The sequence below is a fragment of the Psychrobacter sp. 72-O-c genome (assembly GCF_904846605.1).
Lineage (GTDB): Bacteria > Pseudomonadota > Gammaproteobacteria > Pseudomonadales > Moraxellaceae > Psychrobacter.
This window is the reverse complement of the sequence record NZ_CAJHBI010000012.1, coordinates 38,807-63,441: the sequence shown is the minus strand read 5'-3', so window position 1 is coordinate 63,441 and position 24,635 is coordinate 38,807. Positions and strand designations below refer to the sequence as shown.

Here is a 24,635-nt window from a genome sequence, read left to right as displayed (position 1 = left end):
ATGGCAGGCAACTTAGATCTATCGGCAACACTCAAGCTCATTGATGATATTAGTGGGCCATTACGGGGCATTATCGATAGATCAGACAAAATGTCGAAGTCGTTCGAGCGGGCTACACGTACTGTCGATGCTTTCAATGACAGTCTCGCGCAGGTTGATCGCACAGGACTAAATAAAGTTAATCAGCCGCTTGGCCGTACTAACAGTTTATTGACAACGGCTCGACAGCACGCAAGAGGGTTGGTAGGCGACTTTGCTTTAGTCTTAAAGGGCGTAACCGCTGTACAGCGTAAGACTGATAGTTTGGCTCGTGGTTTCGCGGATACGCGCAGACAGATGCGACAGCAAGTCGTAAACAATGCTTTAGTTGTAGGCGGTATAGCAGCATTAGCGTCCATACCCATTAAAGCCTTTATGGATGCTGAGGCAGCGACGACTAATCTAAAAGTTTCTATGATGGACTCTACGGGTAAGATTGCCGATGGTTTTGATGAGCTGACTGAGCTTGCTGGTAATATGGGCAAAAAGTTACCAGGGTCCATTTCTGACTTTCAAAATATGTTTGACGTACTGATTAAAGAAAACATATCAGCAGAGCGAATACTGGACGGCGTTGGCGAAGCAGCTGGGCAAATCGGCATCATCATGAAGATGGAGTTTGGTGATTCGGCAAAGTTCGTTGCTCAATTATCAGATGCGACCAACGTAGCGTCCAAAGACATGATGGAGTTCATGGATATTGTTCAGCGTATTCATCATACCGGCTTAGATCCAGAGTGGATTAAACAGGCCTTTGTCGGACTCTCCCCTGGTATGAAAGTATTACGAATGGAAGGCGCTAAAGGTATCAAAGCCCTATCACCATTCTTAACTATGCTAGGCAATTCCGGTATGACTGAAGGTGGGTCAGCAGGTAATGCTATGAGTAAGATTTTTTCACGCTCACTAAGTTTGGATGTCGGTGATAAGCTAGACAGTCTAAAAAAAGATTATGGCATCGATATATCAATGGACTTTACTGATGGTAAAGGTGAGTTTGGCGGTATAGAGAACTTCTATAAACAAATGGATAAACTATCAACACTCAACTCGCAACAGCGTACCAAAGTGATTGAAACGCTGTATGGAACAGATAAAGAGAACTTAACTGCATTAAATATTCTTATCAATAAAGGCCAAGCAGGTTACGATCAAACTGTTAAGCAGATGGCAGTCCAAGCAAGTCTTCAACAAAGAGTCAACGCACAATTAGGGACACTTGCTAATTTATGGGATGCTGCTAAAGGCACGTTTACATCAGCTATGGTAACAGTCGTAGAAGTATTTACGCCAGAAATTAAGGCCTTAGTAACTAATATTACTGACTTAGTAGATAGGATTAGCAAATGGGTAAAAGAGAACCCTGAACTGGTCAAAACCATAGCCTCCTTGGTAGTAAAGTTTATTAAGATCAATGCTGCAATCTGGGCAGTTAAATACGGTGCAGCATTAATGTTTGGTACATTCTTTAGTATGGCCGCAAGTTTTATTAAATTTGGTGCAACGATAATGATATTCAACGCCATACTAGCCAAGCTTGGAATATCATTTTGGGGCAAGTTCAGACTGATGGGCAAGGCTTTATTATGGTTTAGCAAATTATTTGCTAGAACCTTTTGGTTTTTAGCACGACAATCTCTGCCATTTCTGATTGGAGCAATAGGGCAGCTATCAGTAGCATTGCTGACATCGCCTATTGGTTGGGCAATACTTGCTATTGCTGTGGGCGCCTTGCTTATTATGAAGTACTGGCAACCAATCAAAGCATTCTTTACAGGAATGTGGGATGGTTTCCTAACAGGCATAGCACCGCTTCAAGCGACATTCGATAGTCTAGGCTCTATGTTATCAAGTACATTTGAGCCGTTACGTCCTGTATTGGATATAATCATTACAGGTATTGCTTGGCTTGGCACAGCCCTAGCTTCACTCATCGCACCATTTCAAGCCACTGATGCGCAACTGGCTACGGCTACAGCCAATGGCAGTCAGTTTGGCTATATATTGGGTACGATTGTCAGTCTAATTGCTCAAGTGGTTGCTGGACTAGTCGGCGCACTAGCATTAGGCTTTACCACTATTGGTACAGCGATCGGTACATTTGCAGGTATGGTCATGGTGTATGGTGGCATAGCTGTTAATTACGTGGCAGGTATACCATCACGTATGATGGCCTTCCTAGCAGGTCTGCCTGCTCGTATGTCAGCTATGGGCGGTGATATTATGGATGGCTTAAAAAATGGTATTATCGGTAAAGCGCAAGCTGTCGTGGATGCTATTCTTAATGTAGCTAATCGTGTCAAGTCTGCCTTTACAGGCGTCAAAGGTATTAATAGCAACAGCCCTAGCAAAGTATTTACTAAATATGGTGGCTATATTCCAGATGGAATTACGAACGGCATACTGAGTAATAATAGCCCAGTCAATGCCATGCTACAGACGAGCAACAGCTTACGCGATGCCATGGACACCAGCGAGATCCGCTTTGACAATCGCAAGCCGATCAGCGCATCAGCAATGAATGGCGCTGGTGGTCAAGGTCAACCAGCGACAATCAACTATAACTTTACTATCAATGCCCAGCCAAATCAGTCAGAGCAGCAGATTGCTGACCTAGTAGCCGCCACTTTAGCCAAGCAGCAGCGCAGCCAAAGTAACAACAACACAGCCATGTATGACTTAGCGGAGCAATGGTAATGCTTTTAGCCCTCGGACAATTTATCTTTAGTGTGGACACTATGACTTTTAGCGAGCTACAACGTAGCCGCTCATGGTCGTATGGGAGCAATAGTATTGCACAAGGCCGCGATCAACATCAGTTCACCGGAGTGGGAGAAGAGACAATCACTATCCCTTTTCTTATCTATCAATCACACGGCTTTGGCGACCGTCAGTCCATCGATGATTTGTCAGAGATGGCAGACAGTGGTAGCGGTTATGTGCTGCTCGATGGTAGCGGTTATCTGTATGGTGTCTTTGTCATTACGGCTATAGACGAGACCCGCAGTCATATCACGAATAGAGGCGTGGCACGTAAGATTGACGGTATGATGAAGTTAACCCGTGTCGATGATGACCGTGTCCAAGCCGACAAAGTTGTCGCTGCTGAATACCAGCCAGAAGGGGTCCAGCGATGATACGCACACCTGTACTTCAGCTCACCGCTGATGACCAGCCATTAAACGATCAAGTCATGGCACGTCTTATGACGCTGTCTATCACTGATAATAAGAACATGGACGCCGACGAGTTATCATTGACATTAGACGATCACGATGGCGCATTGGAGCTACCCAAACGTGGCGTGATACTACAATGTTGGATGGGTTATACGGATGCCGGTATTCATGATATGGGCACGTATGTCGTAGACAGTAGCGAGTGGTCAGGGTCGCCCGATACTATCAGTATCAGGGCCAAGTCTGCTGACTTTAAATCATCACTTAAGTCAGGACACAGCGAGTCTTATCACAATAAGACGCTAGGCGAGATTGCAAATACAGTCGCTAAGCGTCAACAATTAGCGTTGTCTATCAAGCCAGAGCTGGTCACTATCGATGTCGGCCACATTGACCAGACAGATGAGTCCGATATTAATCTACTGACGCGACTATGCCACCAGTACGGCGCAGTGGTAAACATTAAGCATGGCAAGCTGCTTATATTTACCGCTAATGCTAATGTCAGTGCGAGTGGCCACGCGTTAGATTTAACAGTCATTACAAGGCAGACAGGCGACCAGTTTAGATATAGCGTTGAGGACAGGCAGGCCGACTATGACAATGTATCGGCAAGCTATCAGGACAAGGACGACGCCAAGCGCAAGACAGTCGATACGACTGGCACCAAGAGTAAAACAAAAAAACTTAAAGGCACGTATAAGAGTGAAAAGGCCGCTAATGCCGCTGCTAATGCGGAGTCAAAACGTATTAAGGATCAACAAGCTAAGTTTAGTATTGCCACAGCCTACGCCTACCCTGCTATTACTACTGAAAGCCCGATTGAGTTGCAAGGATATAAGGCGGAAGTCGACGCCTTAAAATGGACGGTAGATAAGGCAGTACATACTTATAGCAAATCAGGCGGATTAACATCTCAACTTGATTTATTAGCACCACTAAAGTAACACTATGCTATAATAATACTTGCTTGGGAGCGCTCTAAATAAGATCTATAGTACTGTAGATACGAATAAGGCGGCCGTATTATCGTGGTGCGGATTCAGCCCCAAGCACCCTAATTTAAGTTAAAGAAAAGCCCTGCTATTTAGTAGGGCTTTTCTTTACTGTTAATTAATCCCAATCTACTGGCTCACAATACACACACCACCCCGCTGGCAGTTGAGTAACTGGCTGGGCATGCTCAAAGAAATGCTCAAGCCAAAGTATCATCCATCTATCAGATTCTATATTCATATTAGTAGCCTGTTTTATAAAGACATAAATACAGTTTCGTATTCCTTTGCCTGATCTGGAGTCAAGGAGAATTCAAGACGCAGCAAACCGAGTTCACTAGCATACATATATTGTTTAACTAAAGGCATTGCCTCATAAACCTGCTCAAGATACTGTTTTCGTGTCTGTAAGTCTTTATTGCTTTCAAATACCTCAATCACTCCCCCAACTGGCAGATCAGGCTCGTCAAATTCAAGCTCTGACATTGGTTCTGGCTGCTCAACTCTTGTATCTTCAAATTGAGCGCTTCCAACATACTCTCCAGGTCTTCCCAATCTCTCATTAGGATCAGTTTCAGCGGTTTGTATAATGATTTCACCGAGAGGCAGACCTTCATCTTTAAAAGCAGCGATGACGTCCTCTACTTTTGGAGCTGCACCCAGCTTCGACTTAATCTCCATCGCTCCATTCTCATGCACCGTGTAATCTTCAGGCGCAAGTCCTGCTTCAGCCGCCATCTCATCCATGTCTATAACTTCTGGCTCTGGCTGACTACATCCAGCGATAGCCGAGATCATTATTGATAAAGCAAATATTCTAAACATCTATTTATCCTCAAAAAACAAAACACCAGTCTAGCAAATATCAATTATCATCATCACTATTATTTATATTAATTGTCTATAGCGATACGCTTAAGAGCCACCCGCTTCATCGCCATGCCTTGAACTTCATAATAAGAACAGAACAAAAGTTAATCAAACTAACCAACTTAGGAAAGCAATTAGTATGATTAATAATACAACAACCTTTGAGATGAGTACCAGAAACAAAGCCATGGCAGATGAACTAGCGAGGGTAGCCGCTTACGCTCATATGCTCGGTCAGTTATGCGAGCTATCACCCAATGCCGAGCCACTATCACTTGAGCAGTTAGAGATCATCTTTAAAGATATTTCGCAAGTCACTGGTGAGGCATCAGAAAGCCTAATAACTTTGTGAAAAGTTCATCAGTTTATTCAGGGTTAAGTGAGGGTGATTTGTTCTTTTTTTCAAACGCCTTATCATAATCCATATTTTTATTATTATCTTTCCACATCTCTAGTACAAACGGTTGTGCTAGAGAGAATAAATCCATCAAAGTATAGTCCCGTTTATTAGCACCAGCGTTATGCAATGAGCTTTCTACAGCATAGGCCATTTCATACCACGCATCTTCTAAAGAGTCCGCTGTGCCAACATCCTTTTTTTCTATCAGTCTTTGTCTCTCAAACATAACCTACTCCATAGACTCGTAAGTCTTTATCAGTCTCACCAGTTCAGCACGCCGCTGGCTATTTCGATATAGCTCTAACCACTGCATCTCATCATCAGTCAGATCGCTAGCAGACTCACCTAGCCGTCTGCCCGAAATTACATAAGACATGTCATAACCTAAATCAGATAACTGTTTGGCTATGCCGAGGTCAGGTAACCGTTTGGCATTCTCATATCTAGAAATTGTCGCAAGGGCAATATCTAAAGCATCCCTTATTTCAGTCTGTTCTAGACCAAGCCGTTCACGCTCTAAAGCTAAACGCCTAGATATCTGAGGTTTAATATCATCACTTAAAATAACCATATAGTCACTTAATCTATTTACATGACCTTTCGGTTATGTAATAATGCAATTGTTAGCTCGTAAGACAGTTAGCACTTTACCACAAAACTCAATTATGGAGTATCCACGATGTCACAAGTCATGTTTGCCACACGCTTACCTGAATCTAAGCGCAGGTACATCCAGTATAAGGCCATGCACACAGGCAAGCAGCAGCAGGAGTTAATGGCAGAGATCATTGACTTCTATCAGCAGCACGATAGTGAGTTTATGCAGCTGTTTGCCTCCTTATCAGCGCCTACTGACACTACGAGTAGCGATAAGGAGATCAGCGATGACGCATAAAAACTGGGACAACGTCCGCGATCGTCGTCTATACAGCTACATGAATGACCCAGAGCATGAGCGCTTTGAGTTCGCCATGCGCTTAGCAGGGATAAGTCAGGAGGCAACCGCCATCAGACAGTTCTTATTAGCGCATTCAGACCAGATCATCATCAAGCACGATAGTAAGAACTTTAAACCAAGCAGTCATGCCATAGCAACGGTAAAACTACTGTTCCCAAGCGGTAAATATACCGTGATTGACTCAACCCCAAGCTAAGCGACTTTATGAAAAGGAAACACCACGATGTCACACCTTAACCCTAACCTGAAAGGAACCACCACGATGTTACCACTTAACCCAATCCTAGCCACCCTAAGCAAGCTCCAAGTCCATACCGCCATGATGGCGCAGCTCACCCAAGCGGCTCAAGGGAACACCATCACCATCAACCGCCGAGAATTACAGCAGGCGTTTGCCGATATACAGCAGACACTCAGCGGCGTCTGTACACAGCTATCTGACTTTGACGAGTCGGATATTGACTTTGACAAGGCATGCAGTGACTTTGAGCAGATGCTTAGTGACTCAGACCAGATAGCCGCGCCCATTGTAAATAGGACAGAACCCTGCATCGTTGTACAAAATAGAGGCAACAGTAAGAACGAATGCACGGTGCGCCATTTCTATATGCGCAGGATCTCAGAGGAGCAAAGAAATAGATGCACACCCATGGGGTTATGCGATACATATGGCGTAGAGCTGCCCGCTTATTATCAAGACATCGATGTCAGTCGCTTCGCAGAAAAGACCTATACCGACCAAAACGGCGATGAGCAGCGCGTCCTAGTCCCTCTATTCAAGACGCGCAGAAATGGCGAACACTACCAAGCCTTTTATAAGCGCGTCGGTCTACTACTACCACCGATTGATTAGATCACTTTGTTATAACCCAACCCCAACCTAAAAGGAAATACCACGATGTCACATGTAGATGAATATCCATTAGCGGTTCTTAATAAGATTATCAATTTTCACAACTTAAACTTACTGGTATATAAGTTTGGCGATATTGAATATGTACCCGCTAAGTCAATCACTGATGCTATTGGTATCGACTGGCGCAATGTGAAAAGAAACTTTGAAGTTGAAGATAACAAGATTTTATATGGTGTTATTCGCTTAATTACCCCAAAAATCGATAATTTGGGGGGTCTTAAGACCAGCGAAGCTTCGCTTTCAGGCACCAATATGGGCGCAACTGATACAGAAATAGCTGATAACTCGCAATTTTTGGACATTTTATGTATGCGTTTAGACCGTGTGCACATGTATTTAGCTCGAGTGAACACATCGAGAATAAGGGCAAACGGTAATATTGATTCTGCGGATTATCTACTAAGCCTACAAACAGAATGGGCACAGGCACTGCATGACTACGAAACCCACGGCATTGCCATCAAGTCTAGTTTGTTCAATAACACCAAGCAGCTCAAGCTCCTTACCGATATTTATAAAGGGCTGAATGACAAGCAGCAAAAGCATGTCGTATCTCAGCAGATAGATGCCTGTTTAGGGATTACCAGAGCAGAAGATAAAGATTTACTCACTGGCTTATAAGCCATAACGATAACTCACCTGAAAAGAGTCGCCACGATGACCACTCACCCTATCAAATAATCATCTGGAGTCTCTATGGCAAGCCCTACTTCACCAACCGCATATATAAACTGCCCTCACTGTGCAGGGAGAATGCGCACTTATGGCCACGTCATGTTTAGCGCATTGACCAAACAGCTCGTAGCCGCTTGCCAAAATCCAGACTGCTTATTCTCAGCAAGAGTAGGTATAGAAATCACCCAGCAACTACAACCCAGCTTATGCCCCAATCCTGATATTGCGGCAGCATTAACCAGATAAATAAGGACAACACGATGTCTAATTCAGTTCCCAATCAAGCACAGCGAGAGCAGATTCGTAACAACTTGCTCAACATGGCTCCTAGTAATTTAACCCAGTACCAGCTGAATGAATGGCTAGCAGATCAGATGGTGATAGAAGATTATCGCTATCAAGCCCGTCAAAAGATGATAGCAGCGCTACCAAAGGTAGTAGAGCTAGCATTAAAGGACTGCGGCGGAGGTTATGTAGCAGCCACTATGCTACTCAATATATTCAATAGATATGCTTGGCAATTCGATCTGGTCAGCATGCGCAACCTTAGCTTTGATAATTGGAGAGCCTGCATGGATGTATTGGCCTATCAAACCCTTACTAGCCCAGACAAAGATGTCCATAACTACATAGCCAATGGCACTAAAGTTATGCAAGACCTTTGGGGTCGCTATGAGCATAGCAAAAACTTTATAGACCGTAGATAAGGAGCAGTCGCATGGCTAAGTTATTTAAAGAAACGATCAAGCCGATCAACCTAAAGCTAACCTCGGGCACTAGCATACGCTTAGTACCCAGCATCGGTGATAGAGACAACATCGTATTTGTTTATTCCTCTGTAGATATAGACATAGCCTTCCATCTTAAGGCTGATATTACGAACTACCACATGTTGGCCAATCACATTCATTTAGGTCGTTATTCTCAAGCGATATCGTATGCAGCCAATAAGAGGGCCTATGAGTATCATCAAGAGATAATCGCGCAGACCGCCAACTTAAGTCTTATAGCGTAGTAACAACCCAAAACCCTTGTACTCAAATAATTAGGTAATACCATGACACGAGTTAATGACAAAGTCGTAGACCGCCTGATATCGGACTACGGATTCAAAGTAAGCGGCAACTGGCTACGCGAAGGCAGATGCCCAGATTGCAGCAAAAAATCTTTATTCACTCATTCCACCACGCCCCGCGTCGTCAAGTGTGGCCGTCTTAATAAATGCGGTATGGAGATCCACGTAAAGGATCTCTTTTCTGATCTATTCAAAGACTGGTCAGCGACTTATAAACAGACTGACATCAGCCCCAACGCCGCAGCCGATGCCTATCTTAATGAAGGCCGTGGTCTTAGCATCAAACCCATCAAAAGCAGCTATACCCAAGAGCAATACAGCAGCCGGGACCTTGGCATATCATCAGCTACCGTTCGCTTTACTTTACCAAACGGTGGATGGTGGGAGCGCATCATTGACCAAGCCGACCGCTTCCCGCGTAAGGCCAATATCAAATACGGCTATAACGTAAAAGGCTACTGGTGGTGGCATCCAAGCAACACCCAAATGCCAACTGAATTGTGGATAACAGAAGGTATTTTTGACGCTGCAGCATTAGCTGAGCATGGTATCGATGCCGTCAGCTCAATCAGTTGCAGCAACTTCCCAGAGCACAGCCTCTATGAGCTAAAGAGCCAATACGACAAGGCTAAGCGCACTCTGCCCAAATTGGTATGGGCGTATGACAATGACAAAGCGGGTAAAGACGGTATTCATCGCAGTGTAAAAGCCGCAACCGATATGGGCTTTGATTGTGTCGCAGCACAGCCCCCTTATGAAAAGCACCGTCAGCTGGACTGGAACGACTTACACGAGATGCAACGTCTATCACCAGAGCACATCGAAACCTATCGCTATTTCGGTAACTTATTGACAGCCAAGTCCGCAATAGAAGCCGCGGTCATCATGTACATGCACACCAAGCGCAGCAGCTTTTACTTTGAATATAACTACCGCACCTGGTGGTTCGAGCTGGATACCAAAGCCCTGTCTAGCTGTATTGGCGTCGAGAAGCATCAAGTCAGCACTTACTTAGAATCCGTCAGCGACTTAACCGACGTGGACGAGTCCATGCCAGAGTTTGTCAAAAGCTCAAGTACTGTCACTGAATTATGCAATGCCAAGCTTGAAGCCCTTTATTTCCAACGCAATGAGATTACAGACGAATCCTGGTACTTCATGCGAGTCAGCACGGTAAAAGGCGATGTCACCACCACCATCACCGGCGATCAGTTATCTAGTCCGTCCAAATTCAAGCCACGTTTGCTATCCGTTTATGCCGGTGTCTTTTGGACTGGCGCAGCTGGTCAGCTCGATATCATCATGCGTCACCAGACGGAAGCGCTCAAAGAAGTCAAAACCACCGACTTTATCGGCTACAGCAAAGAGCTTGGCGCGTATATCTTTAATAACGTTGCCGTCCACAAGGGCAAATCAGTCGCCATCAATGAACAGGACTATTTTAAATTAGGCCGACTAGAAGTGAAGTCATTGGCCAACTCCCCGGTTATGCAATTAAACACCAAAGACAAACCCAACTTTGACTGGTGGCCCAAGTTTAATAGCGTGCGCGGCAACTATGGCACGGTCGTCATGGCTTGGTGGCTAGGCACTTATTTTGCCGAGCAGATACGCGGCATCGATCGCAGCTATCCATTTTTTGAATTGGTCGGTCAAGCAGGCGCTGGTAAATCACGTCTACTAGAATTCTTATGGCGCTTATCAGGCCGTGAGGACTACGAAGGCTTTGACCCATCAAAAGCCACATCAGTGGCCATCTATCGTGAGTTTGCCCAAGTATCCAACATGCCCATCGCCCTTATCGAAGGCGACCGTAACGATGAAGACGGCAAAAAATCCTACTCAAAGTTTGAATGGGACCAACTAAAAGACGCCTTCAACGGTCGTTCAATCCGGAGTCGCGGCGTCAAGAATAACGGCAACGATACTTACTCACCGCCATTCCGCGCCGCCATCATGATTAGCCAAAACGAACCGATTCAAGCATCTGAAGCCATGCTGACTCGCTTATTGCATATACGCTTAACCCGTGAAGGTCAGACATTGGCAGGCAAACATATCGTCGATGAGCTCGACCGAATACCGCTAGAAGTCACCAGTCAATTCATGGTAAAAGCCATTCGTAATGAAGAAGCCATCTTAAAAACATATAGTGAAAAGGTGCGCATCTACGAAGCCTTTTATCATGCTGCTGGCATCACGCATACCCGTATTGCGCTCAATCATGCCCAGATAGCCGCGATGATAGATTGCTTGCATATGCACGTACTCAATGACGTTATGACCGATGCTCAAGCCAAAGACGCCAAAAGCACCTTGATTGAAATGTCACAACAGCGCGTGGCCAGACTGTCCAGCGATCATCCATTGGTCGAACAGTTCTGGGAGATTTATGAGTACATGGACACCTTGGCCCAGTGTGACATGAACCATTCCTCTGATAAAAAGCGGATAGCCATTAATCTACCGGCCTTTTATAAAATCGCGCAGCAAGAAGGACAGCGCCTACCAGAACAGACCGAGATGAAGCGCCTGCTTAGATCCAGCCGAAAGAATAAATTCATTGATTCAAACGTTGCCATATCTAGCACGGTTTATAGAGCCAAAACCGTTAAATGCTGGGTGTTTGAAAACGGAATGGAGGCGTAATGAGCATAGCAATAGACAACATGTTCTGCATCATGCGAGTTATCAATAGCAGTAACCAGCTAATGACAGCGGCGCAAATAGCAGACAAAACATTCCTCAACGTTCGTACGGTTCAACGTCATGCAATGCGACTAGCAAGTGAAGGCTTAGTCGACTTCAAACATAACGGCTACAAATACAGCTACATGAAACGAGGGCTAAAAGTATGACATGCAAATGTTTAACAGAATTACCTAAGCAGATTATGGCTCACTGTAACGACCAAGAACAGTATCAGGCTAAGCCAGTGTTAGAAGCATCTTTTAAAGACTTAGTATTTTCTCTAAAAGACGGCGAAATGACTATGGTTTTGAAGTCCGATATTAAGCTAAAAGAAAAAGGTCTTAAAAATCATAAAATTACAACTATCACTTTCACTTACTGTCCGTTCTGTGGTGTGAAGAATAGAGAGGACCACGACTAATGGACCTAAATAAACTAATGAAAATGGCGATGGAAAACGCCAAAAATCTAGCTGAACAACAAAAGATTCAAGAATTGGCCAATTCAAATACCTTGTTAATTATGGCAAAGACAATTAGTCGGTTGGTACCCAATCAACAGATTGAATCCGAACTACAAAAAAGCTTAGACGAAATCCGCGATTATTACTTCCAGAATGCTGACTATGAAGAAGATGAAGACGCAATTGAAGGGATAAGTGAATTAACCGGACTGGCCAAAAATATTGCCATCGATGTCTTAAAGATTGCTGACGATATGGAGACTGATTAATGAACCTAGTCCGCGCCCTATTTCCTTACGACCGTACCAGTCCTTTGCATTGGATAACCTTCGACATCGAGTCTGGTCAGATGATTGATTGCTCGATGCACCCAACGCACAAACAGCGCGAACTATATCAAAATAAACGCTACGAGATTAAAGGAGACAAGATAGTTATGCGCTGCCAAGTCGAAGTCTACAAAGAACGTAAGTACGAATCCATAACCGAAATCAAAATAGGAGAGCAACCCCATGAATGATCAAATCTCTTTTGGCCAACACAAGAAAAATCTAAATATTGCAAAAAGCGGTATGACAAAAACCTTAGCACCGCTAAACGAAAAGCTAGCGCCGCTAGATATGATGATATATCTCTGTAATGGTCAAACCATGCTGAATACGTTTGAAGCGTCTAGTAGAGCAGGGCTATCTATTTATATCGATGACAACGAGATCGAAACCATGATGTCTATGACAGACGATCAGTTAATAAAAAAGCTAAGGAGACAGTAACGATGGCTGACGACATCGACAGAGCAAATGACGTTGCTCAAGAAACAATAGACAGAATCATAGCGAAGGCCCCAAAGTTTGATGCGCCGTCACTGCCAGAATGTTTAGAGTGTGGCGAAGACATCCCCATTCAGCGACAAGCTTTTGGTGGCCGTAACTTATGTGTTGATTGCCAAACCGTGCTAGAGAAGCGAGGGAGGCAATGAAAACACTATTTTGGATGTTAATCACGGCATTCATGTCTTATAACGTTGGCAGCGTCATCGCGCACAATGTGGTAAAGACAGAATGTCAGCGCCTTGGAGAGTTCTATATCGGTCAAACTGTGTACGATTGCACCAAGACAGAGCCATCAAATAAGTAATAATCACAGCAAACTTACCCCAAAATTACCTTTATAAGGTAATAATTAATGCAAGGTAAATCAGGTGGTTAAAAAGAGATAATGGAGATCTAACCTCTATTACCTCTTTTTTTTACTACCGTAGTTTTACCGCTCGTTTACCGCTCACATAAAGAACGCATACGCGATATAACGCCACTCTTGACCTGAAATCAAAGGAGACCAAAATGTCCGCAGGCATAGAGCCGCTAAAGACCAGTATCCGCATTTGGTGGAAAGACAAGAATGGCCAGCGCGACCGCGAAACCATGTACGACACCCCGCCCACTGAAGCCAATCTTAAAAAAGCCGCAGCCATAGCGCAATCGATAGATACTCAAATAGAAATGGGTACGTTTGACCGAGATCAGACATTCCCCCACTCCCCTAAGCGCAAAGCCTCCTACTTTGGCCATTACTTGAATCAGTGGCAAACTACTGAACAATCATTAGTGTCCGAGTCCTCATGGATAACCTATCAAAGCAAAGTAAATAACCATATCAGTACCTATTGGACACACAAACAAATAGCCAAAATCACCGTCGAAGACGTTGAGGACTGGGTATATAAAGACTTAATAAAACAAAAGCAGCTCAGCTCAAACACGATTAAAGAGATCTTGGGCTTATGGCGCAAGATTTATGGCTACTGGTCACGTCATCAAAGCCAAGTAAATGACCCAACGCAGTATATAAAGCTAAATTTTAACGATCCAGACGACATATATCCCTTTAACAAAAGCGAAATACGTCTCATTATAGATAATGAACAGGACCAGGCACGTAAAAACCTATGGACAGTCATGATTTGGTCAGGTCTATCATCACATGAGCTGCTTGCATTAGCAGTGGCAGACTTAGATTTGGACAACGGTCACGCTCATATCCGCAGGGGCGTAGTAAAAGGGGCCTATCGAGTCACCAAAAACAGACGCCGCAAGCGCCAAGTCGAGCTATTGCCCATCGTTATTGACGCGCTACGCAGCCAAATCGAATTAGTAAAAGACTCACCGCTACAAACAGTCATGATTACAGAGCGCGATCACCGGACAGCACGCCCACACAACTTGCAGTTTCTTTGGCACAACCCAAACACCGGCACGCATCATACTTATGAGCAGCTGCGCCATCAATGGGCCGATTATTTAGAGAGTATCGAAGTAGATTACCGACCACTGAATAATGGCCGGCACACCTATGCCAGTCAGGTGCTGTCAACTGGCGTCGTCACGGCCGAATGGTTGGCCAACCAACTTGGCCATAGCAATACCGACATGATCCACAAACATTACGGCAAATTCATACCGCAAGACTCTGGCCATATCATAAAACTGCTAAATCACGCACTAGACCTATAACCCAGCCCACGGCAAAATAACCGGGGCTTTTGGCGTATCAACGCTGGAAGCCCTTTATTTATGGGCGCTCACAAAATCATTGATACGGTTTAGTGATAATTCCCAGCCCACACAGCAGCCCACACTATCAAACCATAACCAAATTACAGGCATTAAAAAAGCCTACACAAGGTAGGCTCTATAAGGGTTCCAACGTTTTTAGCTATCACCCGATATTTGGAGGAGACGGAGAGATTCGAAACCTCTGTATATGCCAACGCCCGCAGTCATCAAAGCGTCAATGACCCACTATTCAACGGTTACAGATAATACACTAACTAATATTTACGTTATATATCAGCCCACACTCAGCCCACGGCCATTAAAAAATAACCCCAAAAGTATATGCTCGGTATTGTTTAGTGTTATTCCCTAGATATTTCACACGACCAAATAAAAAGGTAATACAGGTAATAATTTATTTATAATACTCTGTATACCTTTATTTATATAGCTTATAGAGATTTGATAAAAGGTAATAATAAGGTAATATAGAAGTAATAAGTTACCTTTTTAAAAGGTGATATACACTTATACCTAAACCATTGATTTAATTATATTTAATATATTATTACCTTTTTAATTACCTCTTATTACCTTTTAGAGGTAATAATATTAACCATTAAAATCAACAACTTAGGCGTGATAAGTTATAGAATTACCTTTATTACCTTTTCTTTTTATCGTCATGATATTTTAGAGGCTCTCAGAACGCCATATATACCGCATCACACTGCATTAATACGCATTACACCGTTTTATCAACCTCTAGCAGCTGTGGGCCTCCGGAGGGATATTGATGCATTAAAATAAGGCCCTTATGTGTGCCAAACTCGGGCGGGAGGGAGCGAATTTCACCATGGTCGGGTGACAAAAAAAGGCCACTCAAAAATGAGCGGCCTTTTGGTTGAAAAATATAATTATCAGTCAGATTTTACGAGCTCGTAGCCATTGAATGTAATGATAGTCTCACCAACTTGCTCATTGATGTCGAGCAGCATGTTTTGTAGCGGTAGTATCTCGTGCCAATAGAACACCTCGGCAGCTTTCTTGGCGTCACCAAATCCGCCAGCATTGTTAGGTACCACGCCCATTAATTGGGGCGGGACTCGATGACCGGCCAAAGTATCATCGCGTGAAGCTATTTTGATATTGGCAAACTCATCCTTAGCCGCTACTTCTGCCAGCGGTATTACTTTGACGCCGTCCGGCTTGCCGTTGGGAACGTACATAAACAGGTTTTTGAAGTTGCCCGCGCCTTTTGACTCTTGGACGGCTTGCTCTAAGTCGTCAACATCTTCAGGCGTAGATAGTGGATCTGATAAATGTAAGATATAACCAGCATGAGCGCCGTTCTTATAGTACTTGCGGCGGAATAATGTCGCTGCTTCGTTGAGTGTGATGGCATTTACACTGCTAAGATAATCAGGGATGCCATACAACTCTTGGTCAATATCAGGATTCGATATATGGATGACTTGCTCATTGTATTCGATGATCAAAGCCTGTCTAAAATCAACATGATGGTAGCCGTCACCTATAATGCTTTTTCGCGTATTGCGTGCAAGCTTTGCTCGCAACTCTAAAACACCACCCAATCTGTTTCGGACCACTTGAACATAGGCGTTATCGAATACTAATAGATTGGTTACTAATTTGATGAATGCTTGGCGACTTAGTTTCGGGTGTGGCTTATAAAGGCTAGCCAATACATTACGCTTGGTGATTAGCGCACTAGTGTGATGGCTGGTTGCTCGGTATAGTTTGGACACTGCGTCAATGTCAAAAGGGTATTCATAATAATCTTGCATCATCGGACAATAGCCGTACTCAAACATACCCCGCCCATCAAGTACTGGCTCTGGTTCTCCAAATCCACTCATGATTACTTTTTGGCGTGGGTTATTAGACTGTGCGATTGGATCTGTAACGGTCTCTGTCATTTGTGTACCCTTATTCGAGATTTATTTACGGTGTCATTAATTATTTCTGTGCTGGCTAATGGCGCTTTTTCTAACGCATTCATAATTGCCCATGCAATATCGCTATGACCAACCTCTTTGGATCGGCTACTGACAAAGGTCATCTGTCTCTGACTGCCAGTCAATGCTTGTTTGATTGCAATGAATGCTTTGGCAATATCAATACTGCCCGCGTCAAAGTGTAATTTGCGTCTTGTGAATAATTCTTTGGCTCGTAGTGCCATGCGCGTTTTACTTTCAACGCTATAAACGATGGCGGTATAGTTTGGGAAGAATTTTTTTACGTGCTCAGCTACAGCGATACCCGCGCCGGTCGTATCAATACCTAAGAATTCAACGTTGTAATGCTCACATATTTTTTCTATATATTTGGCTTGGACGTGAGGTGGCATGTGATCAAGATGCTTGCGCTCTAATATTCGATAGGGTTCATGCTGATTTTTGGGCGGTGCAATGACTGCCAGTGCTGGACGGTCACCCGTAAAACTAGGGTCATACCCTACCCAGACTGGACCATCAAAAGGCTTGCTGCCCATCGGTGTGAAGTCATCCCATATTTGCCAGCTGTCAACCATATTTGGCTGCAGTACTGATAGTGGGAAATAACTATTGCTGTCATCAAGAAAAACACACATGAATAAGTTGGCGAAGCGTTCGGGTGTGTATTCCAATAGCAGCTGTGCTATATCTAATTTGTCAAAGCCACCTCTAATCGCGTCTTTTATATTAACTATAAGTCGCCACTTACCATCACCGCAGTAACGGCCCGACTTCAGAGCGCTGTGTGATATATCTATATCTGTTTTGTTGACGCCATCCTTACCAGCCCAAAATGCATAAGCCTCGTGTAGAACGCTGCTAGGTGTTGATAGATAGACTTGCTGAAAGTGACTTTGTGATGCCATACCAGATGCGACAGCTCTAAACTCTTTAAATTTACGAATCCAAAAGAACTCATCCATGATGACATCGCCGTGACGACCTTGCGCTGTCAGTGCGTTGGTGCCCATGTAGTAAAGACTGACCTGCGTATTGTCTTCTAGCGATAATACAATCGGCTCACCGCCAACATTTCTGCCTAAAACTTCAAATACAAAAGCCTTGATGTATTCAATAAACTGATAGGCTTGCGCCTTACTAGCTGAAAGGAAAATCTTATTCTTTTTAGTCCGTAGTGCATTTATCAGTGCCCACAGTGCTATGACGTAAGTCGCCCCAATCTGACGAGACTTGAGCATCATAAAGATACGTGCAGCACGGTGCTTTTTTGTCCCGTTTAGTATTTCTACCCAGCGCTGTTGAAACGGGTAAGGCTCTAACATCAAGTTAAAAGCTTCTTCTAGCGCATCGATTTCTTCTTCAGTAAATAAATTTTTAACTGCTGGCTTTCTATCTTCTTTATATCGATTGGATAGCTTTGGGTTCAGCGTTGCGCCGTTACCGCCATCGTTATAACGCTGGATTTTGGCCGCATGCTCTAACTGCTTATTGAAGAAGTCAATTTCTTTGTATTCCGCATTGCCTTTCTTATCCATGTTGATCAGCGATAAAAGCCGAGCTTGCATCGCTGATGTGACGTTCTCAAAAATACTTGCACGCACCCACGCATCACGCTTTTTCCAACTGGCAACAGTCGGGCGCTTTTCATTGAGTTCTTTTGCTATTTGAGTGACGGTCAAGCCTTGCGCATAGAGTAGTCGAGCCCGTTCTCTATTGTCGCTGTTGGCGTCGTCTGGGGTGTCAGTATTGTTAGTAGTCATAGGGCTATAGCTTATAGCTCGTAACCCTTGCAACCACGCTGTTTGTAACCGTAAAACCGCTTTACGGTTAACATTCGGTTGCCCGTAACCCCCTTTAGCCGACACACTAAAGCCTATTTAAAAATTACTAAACCCTAATAACCGAGATTGATTATGGCTGATCCTGTATTGCCCGGCAAACGAGTCGTTAAGCGCTTTCGCGTAGCCCGTGAGGGACAAACTGTTGACGGCCGTTCTTTATCCCAACAGCAAATTATTGATATGTCCGAGACTTACGATCCTGTCGAATACATAGCACGCATTAACTGTGAGCACATGAGTGACTACTGGTCTGGTTTGAATAGTGAAAGAAAATCTTCTGGATTAGGTGATGTCATTGCTGTCTCTCATGGAATGGAGACTTTTACAAAGAATGGGCTAGACGTGCAGTTAATGTGTCTTTATACCACATTATCGGCGCTACCTGACTTAATAGAAGCTAATGGGAAAGGTGAAAAAATATTTCCTTCAATCGAATTTTATCCAAAATTTGCAGATACTGACCGCGCTTACTTGGTTGGACTCGCTGTCACTGACACCCCTGCCTCCCTTGGTACCGAACCCCTTAAATTCAGCCGAAATTCAGATGCACTCCATACTGACTTTGACCAGGAACTTATCCTTATGACTAAAAATGTCCCAGCACCAGCTGCTAGTACTGACACGACTACCACTGAGCAACCTGTTGTTCAGCCAGAAGCCACGCAAGAGCTTAATACTCAGCCTGAAGCTGATGGGTTTTTGCAAAAACTATCTGCTATGTTTGCTTCCAAAAAATCAGGAATGAGCACACAAGAGCAAGACTTAATCTTACAATCCTTTGAAAAGTTAAATGATAAAGCTGACAAGGTTGCTCAAGTAAATGAGTCGCTAACTACTCAGGTCTCTGAATTAGAAACCAAGCTTGAGTCATTAAATACTCAACTGTCAGTAGAACCTGCCACCAATTTGACTAATATCCCGCCATCTTCAGGCGCTGGTGCTCAACTAACCGCTTACTAATACTCATTCATCTACTGGTGCTGGTGCTCAGTTGACTTATTAATCATCAAGGATATTTATGTTTACCTTAGATCCCCAAACAGCTATACAGTTAGAACAGTACAAACAGCAGGTTGCTCGTTTAAACAATGCGAACAACCATACTTCTGCATTTAATGTCATTCCTTCTATCGAGCAAAAGTTGCTTGAAGTTTATCGTCAGGCAACGGACTTTTTAGGTCGTATTAATATTCAAGGCGTAAAAGCTGGTCACGGTCAGAAGCTAGGTCTTGGCGGCAATCAGTCAGCTGCTAGTACTACCGATACTCGTATTCAGCCCCGTCGACCTACTAATATTGGTGCTCTTGAAGCTATCGATGAGTACTTATGCACCCAGACCAACTCTGATATTGCTTATCTATACGAAATTATTGATAACTGGGGCTATCTACCAGATTTCCAGACTAAGCTTGCTGCTATGGCGGTCAAAATCGTTTCTGAAGACAAGCAACGTATCGGCTTCAATGGTACGCATCGCGCTAAGACTTCCAATCGTGACTTAAATCCATTACTGCAAGACGTAAACACTGGTTGGCTTGAGAAAATCCGCGCCTACAATTCAGAACGTCACATTGATGGTATTACTATTGGCGCATCTCAAGAATTTAAGAATCTTGATGCTTTGGTAGAGATGGCCATTAACGAGATGATTTCTGAACAGCATCGTCAGGCAGATGGCTTGACCGCAATCACCAGTCGCAACCTGGTCTCTGATAAATATGTCGGTCTGCTCAATCAAAACCATTCACCGACTGAACAGACCGCTGCAAAGGCACTGTATCAACGTCAGCAATTGGGTAGTTTGCCAGTCGATACGCCTGCTTTCTTTGTTCCGAACGGCTTGTTAATCACCACTCATGACAACCTTTCAATCTATCAGCAACGTGGCACTATGCGCCGTCATCTTATTGATGAGCCAGCATGGGATCGTACAACCGATTACCAATCAGTCAATGAATGCTATGTCGTAGAAGACTATAGCAAGACGGTATTGATTGAAAATATCGTGATGGAGGGTTAATTCTATGAAGTCAAATTTTTTACGTGATCACTTTGTTCGTACGCAAGCAGCCAAAAAAGCGGCTGCTGCTAATAATGACCCGCGCTTATCTGCACAAGTGCTAGGTCGTCGTCAAGGCAATACTATGGTTAGTCAGACCACACCAGTCTCTGATGCACAGTCCAATACTAATGCTGATGCCGACCCTGATGCCGCGCCCGGAAATATCGGCGGTATCGCCTTAAAGTTCTGGAATGACTTTGAGAACTTGTCCAACATTCAATCTATTAGCCATAAAACAGAGCTGAAAGCTGAGCTATTGCCCAGCTATATCCCTTGGATTGAAGGTACTATCGCTGAAGGCGTTGGCGCTCAAGATGACATGCTGGTTAAGCTAATGATTTGGTGTTTAGACACTCATGAATTCGAAGTCGCTATCAGTATTGCTGACTATGCTTTGCTGAACGATTTTGTGATGCCTGAACCCTTCAAGCGTGATGTGGCCACTGTTTTTGTGGAGCAACTAAGTGACGAGATGTTGCAAAACGTCGAAGGAGACTTAGGTGTTCACGCGGAATTAATCCAACGTGCTGTTAACAATACTACTGACCAAGATATGCCAGACCAAGTTCGCGCTAAGATTTATCGTGTCCTTGGTGACAGCTTAAAAGATGCTAAGCCTGCTGATGCTATCACTGCTTATGAAACTGCAATTAAGCTTGATAACGCTGTTGGCTGCAAAAAAGACCTCGCCCAGCTCCTCAAAGCTGGAGAGTAACGTCCCCACCCGGGAAGCGGCTCACTACTTTGTCAATGCTGTTTGCTGATCGCATCATAGCAACGCCAACGAAGTGACTACCGCTTTTCATTTATTTTGCAGGTATTGTCATGTTGATCAATCAACAAGTCCAAGCGCAAAACGTCCCTAACCCTTATGGGCATCTGCCATCTGTCGGAACTGATGACATGGTGCAGCTTATGCGTATAGATAAGACGCTTGGCGCTGAACGTATCGCTGGTTATATCAGTGACGCTTATGACACGGTCAACGGTGACTTACCTGCTACCTTTTTTAGTCTATTGACTTTACAGCGTCATATGTCTGTTAGTCGTACTAAGCCAGATGTTTTTAATCGCACTTATAAGCGTGCCATCATGAATGAGGCCGCTGCACTAATTGCCGATAATTACATTGACTACGATACGACCAGTCAGGGCGCTATTCGTGGTGAATCTCAGCTTAGTAAGTCAGATCGACTCCGCCGCATCGTTAGTCATTGCATCGCAGATATAACCGGCCGTCGCCGAAATCGCGTGAAGCTAATATGAGCAATCTAGATTATCAACGCACTATCCTAGCGGTACAAAACGACACGCTCGACGCTATTGCTCATCGTGTCTATGCCAGTCGATCAACAGATATTTTACCCAAACTCATTGAGAGCAACCCCGATTATTCTCCGGTTGCCCTGCTGCCCCATCGTGCTGTCATTGTATTGCCTGATGACAATGCTACGGCTGCCGCGCCATCTATAAAATTATGGGATTAAAATGATAAATCCGTTTAACAAAAAAGTATGGCTTGAACGTATCGGCTGCGCCCTTGGGTGGCTGGCTGCCTTAGTTATTTGGATGCTATTAACCATCTCTAACGCCAATGCTGACAGCCCAATGTATGCCGCCCTACCTTTTATTACCCCATCGATGTTATTCGCTACCATCATTGGTGCAATAGGCAGTTTTTTGGCTTTTGGTGAAGATAAGAAGTTTCCACCGTCCGCTACTAGCATTGGCCATATCCTACTTGGATTCGGGGCTGGTTTGTTTTTTACCCGGGGTAGTCTTGAGATTATGGGTTATATAGACAGTAGTGATGATGTTGTCTTATTCGCTAGCTTTTTATGGGCTGGTATCGGCTATTTCTTATTACGCTTGGTCGTGTCTGTTGTTCAATCTGAACCCGTTCAAGCAATTCTAACGAATTTGATTGGCCGATTATTTGGAGGCAGTAAATGATCGTTATATTCAACGTATTATCTATGATAATCGCAGCGCTCATGCTGACTTGGATGCTTATGCGTACGCGCTGTTACGACAGTGTGGGCTGGTGGGCGTTTCGCGTCTTGGCTTGTTATGCGCTGGTTTGTTTTGTTTATTTGGCATACGATACTAGCGTTATCGGTTCTGCCTTACCGACCCGTTATATGTTTATTCGGTTTGGCTGCCTAGCACTTGTCGCTGCCATGTTTTTGTCATGGCATTTACTTGGCAAAGACGGTAAAAAGACCCGCGACCGTTATTTTAATGATCGGCTACAGAATATTTTTAAACGAGGAGATTGATGTGAGCAAAAATTTAAGTAATGCTGATATTGCCACCGCCGCCAAAGATTTAGGGGTAAGCCCATCTGCTCTAAAGGCCGTAAATGAAGTTGAAGGCCGAGATAATGGTTTTAATGCAGACGGTACGCCAACCATTTTATTTGAGCGCCATGTTTTTTATGAACGGTTAGGTGAACATTACTATTACACGGCCCGTCGCCGCGCTATGAAAGAGCGACCTGATCTCTGTTGGTCAAGACCTACCGTTGCCGGTGGTTATGGATTTTATAGTGAGCAAACAACACGTCTGGCAGATGCTTCAAAATATCATCGTGATAGTGCTCTTGAAGCGTGCAGTTGGGGCGTTGGTCAAGTCATGGGTTATTGGTGGAAAGAGCTTGGTTATCCATCATTGCAGGACTTTATTAATGACATGTATGAATCTGAAGCCAAGCAATTAGAAGCTATGTGCCGGTATATTGAGCATTTCGGATTAGTTGACGAATTACAACGCCGTGACTGGAAAGGTTTCGCTCGTGGCTACAACGGTCCTAATTATTATAAGTCTAATTATCATGGCAGACTTGAAGCTGCTGAGGCTAGACATAGATGAAATACCTTCAGCAATTAAAAGATGATCTACTCGTCAAGTTTGAGTCTCAGATCAATCCTGAAAAGGCGCATCTTTTTTTGGTAAATGGAGAGCTGCCAGCCAATAGCGGTGACATTAATTATGTCGCTCGCTTTTTGTTTATCGATTGCCGCGATGGTGATCCGTTTAGCTTATTGACGTATATTCGGAAATGGTTTGAGTCCAAAGGCTATCCGGTACCAGATCTGAATTTTGATTGTGAAGTCATTGACGCTGAAACTTATGACATGACTATTGATATTGGCTTGATGGACAAGCTGGTTATTAATGTTAGCGGTGATTACAATCTATGTCCCCCTAAAATATGGTCGGATGCGTTTGGTGATTGGGTGACTCAAGATGTCGCTGATTCGGCCGTGCCATGAATGATAACTTTGACGAATTAGCGCCTTGGCTAGACCGCATTGACCAGCAACTCGACTCTGGTCAAAAGCGAAAGCTCAACCGACGCCTATCAACCAAACTACGCATGCAAATGAAGCGTAGAATCAAAGCACAAAAGGATCCTGACGGTCGTAAGTTTACGCCTCGTAAAAGAAATCAAGCTGGCAGCATTCGCCAGGGTGCAATGTTCAAGCGCTTACCTAAAATGATTAAGACTGCCTATAGTAGTAATCATGCTGAAGTTGGTTTTTCTGGACGTACTGCTGAAGTGATGGCCGTCCATCAATACGGTAAGACGATTAAGCCTTCCGAGGATTCCAAAGCCACCCGCTACCCTATCCGCGAAACTGTGGGTTGGTCAGATGATGATAAAAAACTTATTATCAGTGAGATTAAAGACTTCTTATTGAATGAATGAGGTTGATTATGATAGCCAAAAACGTGGTAATTACTACAGACAACGAAGGCAATAACTACTATGTCGCTGTTGATAGACTCAATGATTTTTCGGACTGGTGTGACAGTGAGCCAGATGGTGATGAGTTTGAGCATGGTACGCTTTTCGAAGGTGAGCTTTTTGTGGTAGATATTATTAAAAAGCTTTGATGACTGACGCCAACCACTTTCCTCAACCCGCCTTGTG

General features: G+C 44.0%; 37 protein-coding genes. 31 read left to right on the top strand and 6 right to left on the bottom strand.

Annotation, left to right across the window (positions count from 1 at the left end; all coding sequences use genetic code 11):
• The 3 genes from JMX97_RS06195 to JMX97_RS06185 are packed head-to-tail and all read left to right on the top strand — an operon-like array spanning nucleotide 1 to nucleotide 4,165.
• Nucleotides 1–2,736, top strand: a complete 2,736-nt coding sequence (locus JMX97_RS06195; protein ID WP_201556269.1) for a phage tail tape measure protein — start codon at nucleotides 1–3, stop codon at nucleotides 2,734–2,736.
• Nucleotides 2,736–3,176 carry a phage tail protein gene (locus JMX97_RS06190; RefSeq protein WP_201556268.1) on the top strand — a complete coding sequence of 147 codons (441 nt, stop codon included), beginning with the start codon at nucleotides 2,736–2,738 and terminating at the stop codon, nucleotides 3,174–3,176. Before JMX97_RS06195 ends, JMX97_RS06190 begins: the two co-directional genes overlap by 1 nt.
• On the top strand, nucleotides 3,173–4,165 hold the full coding sequence (locus JMX97_RS06185; RefSeq protein ID WP_227671465.1) for a contractile injection system protein, VgrG/Pvc8 family: 993 nt from the start codon (nucleotides 3,173–3,175) through the stop codon (nucleotides 4,163–4,165). Before JMX97_RS06190 ends, JMX97_RS06185 begins: the two co-directional genes overlap by 4 nt.
• 166 nt (nucleotides 4,166–4,331) lie before the next feature.
• Here the strand turns inward: JMX97_RS06185 and JMX97_RS13880 are convergent, their stop codons facing one another.
• Both JMX97_RS13880 and JMX97_RS06180 read right to left on the bottom strand, forming a co-directional pair.
• The gene (locus tag JMX97_RS13880) at nucleotides 4,332–4,454 is read right to left on the bottom strand and encodes a hypothetical protein (protein ID WP_265089438.1); all 123 of its coding nucleotides are present in this window, start codon (nucleotides 4,452–4,454) and stop codon (nucleotides 4,332–4,334) included.
• Between the two features lie 14 nt (nucleotides 4,455–4,468).
• Nucleotides 4,469–5,038 (bottom strand): hypothetical protein, encoded by a 570-nt coding sequence (locus JMX97_RS06180; RefSeq protein ID WP_201556267.1) that lies wholly within the window; start codon nucleotides 5,036–5,038, stop codon nucleotides 4,469–4,471.
• 184 nt (nucleotides 5,039–5,222) lie between these two features.
• Between JMX97_RS06180 and JMX97_RS06175 the strand changes: the two genes are divergently transcribed.
• A complete protein-coding gene (locus tag JMX97_RS06175; protein ID WP_201556266.1) occupies nucleotides 5,223–5,435 on the top strand; it encodes a hypothetical protein in 213 nt (70 codons plus the stop codon).
• A gap of 13 nt (nucleotides 5,436–5,448) precedes the next feature.
• Here JMX97_RS06175 and JMX97_RS06170 read toward each other — a convergent pair whose 3' ends face one another.
• Together JMX97_RS06170 and JMX97_RS06165 are read right to left on the bottom strand one after the other, a co-directional pair.
• Nucleotides 5,449–5,709 (bottom strand): hypothetical protein, encoded by a 261-nt coding sequence (locus JMX97_RS06170; RefSeq protein WP_201556265.1) that lies wholly within the window; start codon nucleotides 5,707–5,709, stop codon nucleotides 5,449–5,451.
• A gap of 3 nt (nucleotides 5,710–5,712) precedes the next feature.
• Entirely contained in the window at nucleotides 5,713–6,054 is a 342-nt protein-coding gene (locus JMX97_RS06165; RefSeq protein ID WP_201556264.1) for a helix-turn-helix domain-containing protein, read from the bottom strand.
• A 108-nt stretch (nucleotides 6,055–6,162) separates the two neighbouring features.
• On the opposite strand from JMX97_RS06165, the gene JMX97_RS06160 reads away from it, so the two are divergent.
• From JMX97_RS06160 to JMX97_RS06085, 16 genes are all read left to right on the top strand, one after another.
• A complete protein-coding gene (locus JMX97_RS06160; protein WP_201556263.1) occupies nucleotides 6,163–6,378 on the top strand; it encodes a hypothetical protein in 216 nt (71 codons plus the stop codon).
• Nucleotides 6,368–6,637 (top strand): hypothetical protein, encoded by a 270-nt coding sequence (locus JMX97_RS06155; protein ID WP_201556262.1) that lies wholly within the window; start codon nucleotides 6,368–6,370, stop codon nucleotides 6,635–6,637. Before JMX97_RS06160 ends, JMX97_RS06155 begins: the two co-directional genes overlap by 11 nt.
• A 27-nt stretch (nucleotides 6,638–6,664) precedes the next feature.
• Nucleotides 6,665–7,294, top strand: coding sequence for a hypothetical protein (locus tag JMX97_RS06150; RefSeq protein WP_201556261.1), 630 nt, complete (start codon nucleotides 6,665–6,667; stop codon nucleotides 7,292–7,294).
• A 45-nt stretch (nucleotides 7,295–7,339) separates the two neighbouring features.
• Entirely contained in the window at nucleotides 7,340–7,978 is a 639-nt protein-coding gene (locus JMX97_RS06145) for a hypothetical protein (protein WP_201556260.1), read from the top strand.
• Between the two features lie 75 nt (nucleotides 7,979–8,053).
• Complete coding sequence (locus JMX97_RS06140) at nucleotides 8,054–8,278, top strand: ogr/Delta-like zinc finger family protein (RefSeq protein ID WP_201556259.1); 225 nt, start codon at nucleotides 8,054–8,056, stop codon at nucleotides 8,276–8,278.
• A gap of 14 nt (nucleotides 8,279–8,292) precedes the next feature.
• On the top strand, nucleotides 8,293–8,739 hold the full coding sequence (locus tag JMX97_RS06135) for a hypothetical protein (RefSeq protein ID WP_201556258.1): 447 nt from the start codon (nucleotides 8,293–8,295) through the stop codon (nucleotides 8,737–8,739).
• Nucleotides 8,740–8,750: 11 nt separating this feature from the next.
• A complete protein-coding gene (locus JMX97_RS06130; protein ID WP_201556257.1) occupies nucleotides 8,751–9,047 on the top strand; it encodes a hypothetical protein in 297 nt (98 codons plus the stop codon).
• 42 nt (nucleotides 9,048–9,089) lie between these two features.
• Nucleotides 9,090–11,756 (top strand): toprim domain-containing protein, encoded by a 2,667-nt coding sequence (locus tag JMX97_RS06125; protein WP_201556256.1) that lies wholly within the window; start codon nucleotides 9,090–9,092, stop codon nucleotides 11,754–11,756.
• Nucleotides 11,756–11,965 (top strand): hypothetical protein, encoded by a 210-nt coding sequence (locus tag JMX97_RS06120; RefSeq protein ID WP_201556255.1) that lies wholly within the window; start codon nucleotides 11,756–11,758, stop codon nucleotides 11,963–11,965. The genes JMX97_RS06125 and JMX97_RS06120 overlap by 1 nt, the downstream gene beginning before the upstream one ends.
• Nucleotides 11,966–12,000: 35 nt before the next feature.
• Nucleotides 12,001–12,219, top strand: a complete 219-nt coding sequence (locus JMX97_RS06115) for a hypothetical protein (protein WP_201556254.1) — start codon at nucleotides 12,001–12,003, stop codon at nucleotides 12,217–12,219.
• Nucleotides 12,219–12,530, top strand: coding sequence for a hypothetical protein (locus JMX97_RS06110; protein ID WP_201556253.1), 312 nt, complete (start codon nucleotides 12,219–12,221; stop codon nucleotides 12,528–12,530). The genes JMX97_RS06115 and JMX97_RS06110 overlap by 1 nt, the downstream gene beginning before the upstream one ends.
• Entirely contained in the window at nucleotides 12,530–12,781 is a 252-nt protein-coding gene (locus tag JMX97_RS06105; RefSeq protein ID WP_201556252.1) for a hypothetical protein, read from the top strand. Before JMX97_RS06110 ends, JMX97_RS06105 begins: the two co-directional genes overlap by 1 nt.
• A complete protein-coding gene (locus tag JMX97_RS06100; RefSeq protein WP_201556251.1) occupies nucleotides 12,774–13,034 on the top strand; it encodes a hypothetical protein in 261 nt (86 codons plus the stop codon). Before JMX97_RS06105 ends, JMX97_RS06100 begins: the two co-directional genes overlap by 8 nt.
• A 2-nt stretch (nucleotides 13,035–13,036) precedes the next feature.
• Complete coding sequence (locus tag JMX97_RS06095; protein WP_201556250.1) at nucleotides 13,037–13,240, top strand: TraR/DksA C4-type zinc finger protein; 204 nt, start codon at nucleotides 13,037–13,039, stop codon at nucleotides 13,238–13,240.
• Entirely contained in the window at nucleotides 13,237–13,398 is a 162-nt protein-coding gene (locus tag JMX97_RS06090) for a hypothetical protein (RefSeq protein ID WP_201556299.1), read from the top strand. The genes JMX97_RS06095 and JMX97_RS06090 overlap by 4 nt, the downstream gene beginning before the upstream one ends.
• 206 nt (nucleotides 13,399–13,604) lie before the next feature.
• A complete protein-coding gene (locus tag JMX97_RS06085) occupies nucleotides 13,605–14,774 on the top strand; it encodes an Arm DNA-binding domain-containing protein (protein ID WP_201556249.1) in 1,170 nt (389 codons plus the stop codon).
• Between the two features lie 962 nt (nucleotides 14,775–15,736).
• Here the strand turns inward: JMX97_RS06085 and JMX97_RS06080 are convergent.
• Both JMX97_RS06080 and JMX97_RS06075 read right to left on the bottom strand, forming a co-directional pair.
• The gene (locus JMX97_RS06080; protein WP_201556293.1) at nucleotides 15,737–16,756 is read right to left on the bottom strand and encodes a phage portal protein; all 1,020 of its coding nucleotides are present in this window, start codon (nucleotides 16,754–16,756) and stop codon (nucleotides 15,737–15,739) included.
• A complete protein-coding gene (locus JMX97_RS06075) occupies nucleotides 16,753–18,660 on the bottom strand; it encodes a terminase large subunit domain-containing protein (protein WP_227671469.1) in 1,908 nt (635 codons plus the stop codon). The genes JMX97_RS06080 and JMX97_RS06075 overlap by 4 nt, the downstream gene beginning before the upstream one ends.
• Before the next feature lie 48 nt (nucleotides 18,661–18,708).
• Between JMX97_RS06075 and JMX97_RS06070 the strand changes: the two genes are divergently transcribed.
• The 11 genes from JMX97_RS06070 to JMX97_RS06020 all read left to right on the top strand — a co-directional run bounded on the left by JMX97_RS06070 (nucleotide 18,709) and on the right by JMX97_RS06020 (nucleotide 24,598).
• Nucleotides 18,709–19,596, top strand: coding sequence for a GPO family capsid scaffolding protein (locus JMX97_RS06070; protein WP_201556292.1), 888 nt, complete (start codon nucleotides 18,709–18,711; stop codon nucleotides 19,594–19,596).
• 58 nt (nucleotides 19,597–19,654) lie between these two features.
• Entirely contained in the window at nucleotides 19,655–20,656 is a 1,002-nt protein-coding gene (locus JMX97_RS06065) for a P2 family phage major capsid protein (RefSeq protein WP_201556291.1), read from the top strand.
• Between the two features lie 4 nt (nucleotides 20,657–20,660).
• Nucleotides 20,661–21,413, top strand: coding sequence for a phage terminase small subunit (gene gpM, locus JMX97_RS06060; protein WP_201556290.1), 753 nt, complete (start codon nucleotides 20,661–20,663; stop codon nucleotides 21,411–21,413).
• Nucleotides 21,414–21,523: 110 nt separating this feature from the next.
• The gene (locus JMX97_RS06055) at nucleotides 21,524–21,964 is read left to right on the top strand and encodes a head completion/stabilization protein (protein WP_201556289.1); all 441 of its coding nucleotides are present in this window, start codon (nucleotides 21,524–21,526) and stop codon (nucleotides 21,962–21,964) included.
• Complete coding sequence (locus tag JMX97_RS06050; protein ID WP_201556288.1) at nucleotides 21,961–22,185, top strand: tail protein X; 225 nt, start codon at nucleotides 21,961–21,963, stop codon at nucleotides 22,183–22,185. The genes JMX97_RS06055 and JMX97_RS06050 overlap by 4 nt, the downstream gene beginning before the upstream one ends.
• A gap of 1 nt (nucleotide 22,186) precedes the next feature.
• Nucleotides 22,187–22,651, top strand: a complete 465-nt coding sequence (locus tag JMX97_RS06045) for a hypothetical protein (RefSeq protein ID WP_201556287.1) — start codon at nucleotides 22,187–22,189, stop codon at nucleotides 22,649–22,651.
• Entirely contained in the window at nucleotides 22,648–22,977 is a 330-nt protein-coding gene (locus JMX97_RS06040) for a hypothetical protein (RefSeq protein WP_201556286.1), read from the top strand. The genes JMX97_RS06045 and JMX97_RS06040 overlap by 4 nt, the downstream gene beginning before the upstream one ends.
• A 1-nt stretch (nucleotide 22,978) precedes the next feature.
• Nucleotides 22,979–23,569, top strand: a complete 591-nt coding sequence (locus tag JMX97_RS06035) for an N-acetylmuramidase family protein (protein ID WP_227671468.1) — start codon at nucleotides 22,979–22,981, stop codon at nucleotides 23,567–23,569.
• Nucleotides 23,566–23,973, top strand: coding sequence for a phage tail protein (locus JMX97_RS06030; RefSeq protein ID WP_201556284.1), 408 nt, complete (start codon nucleotides 23,566–23,568; stop codon nucleotides 23,971–23,973). The genes JMX97_RS06035 and JMX97_RS06030 overlap by 4 nt, the downstream gene beginning before the upstream one ends.
• Nucleotides 23,970–24,410 carry a phage virion morphogenesis protein gene (locus JMX97_RS06025; RefSeq protein WP_201556283.1) on the top strand — a complete coding sequence of 147 codons (441 nt, stop codon included), beginning with the start codon at nucleotides 23,970–23,972 and terminating at the stop codon, nucleotides 24,408–24,410. The genes JMX97_RS06030 and JMX97_RS06025 overlap by 4 nt, the downstream gene beginning before the upstream one ends.
• 8 nt (nucleotides 24,411–24,418) lie before the next feature.
• Nucleotides 24,419–24,598, top strand: coding sequence for a hypothetical protein (locus JMX97_RS06020; RefSeq protein ID WP_201556282.1), 180 nt, complete (start codon nucleotides 24,419–24,421; stop codon nucleotides 24,596–24,598).
• Nucleotides 24,599–24,635: the final 37 nt, after the last annotated feature.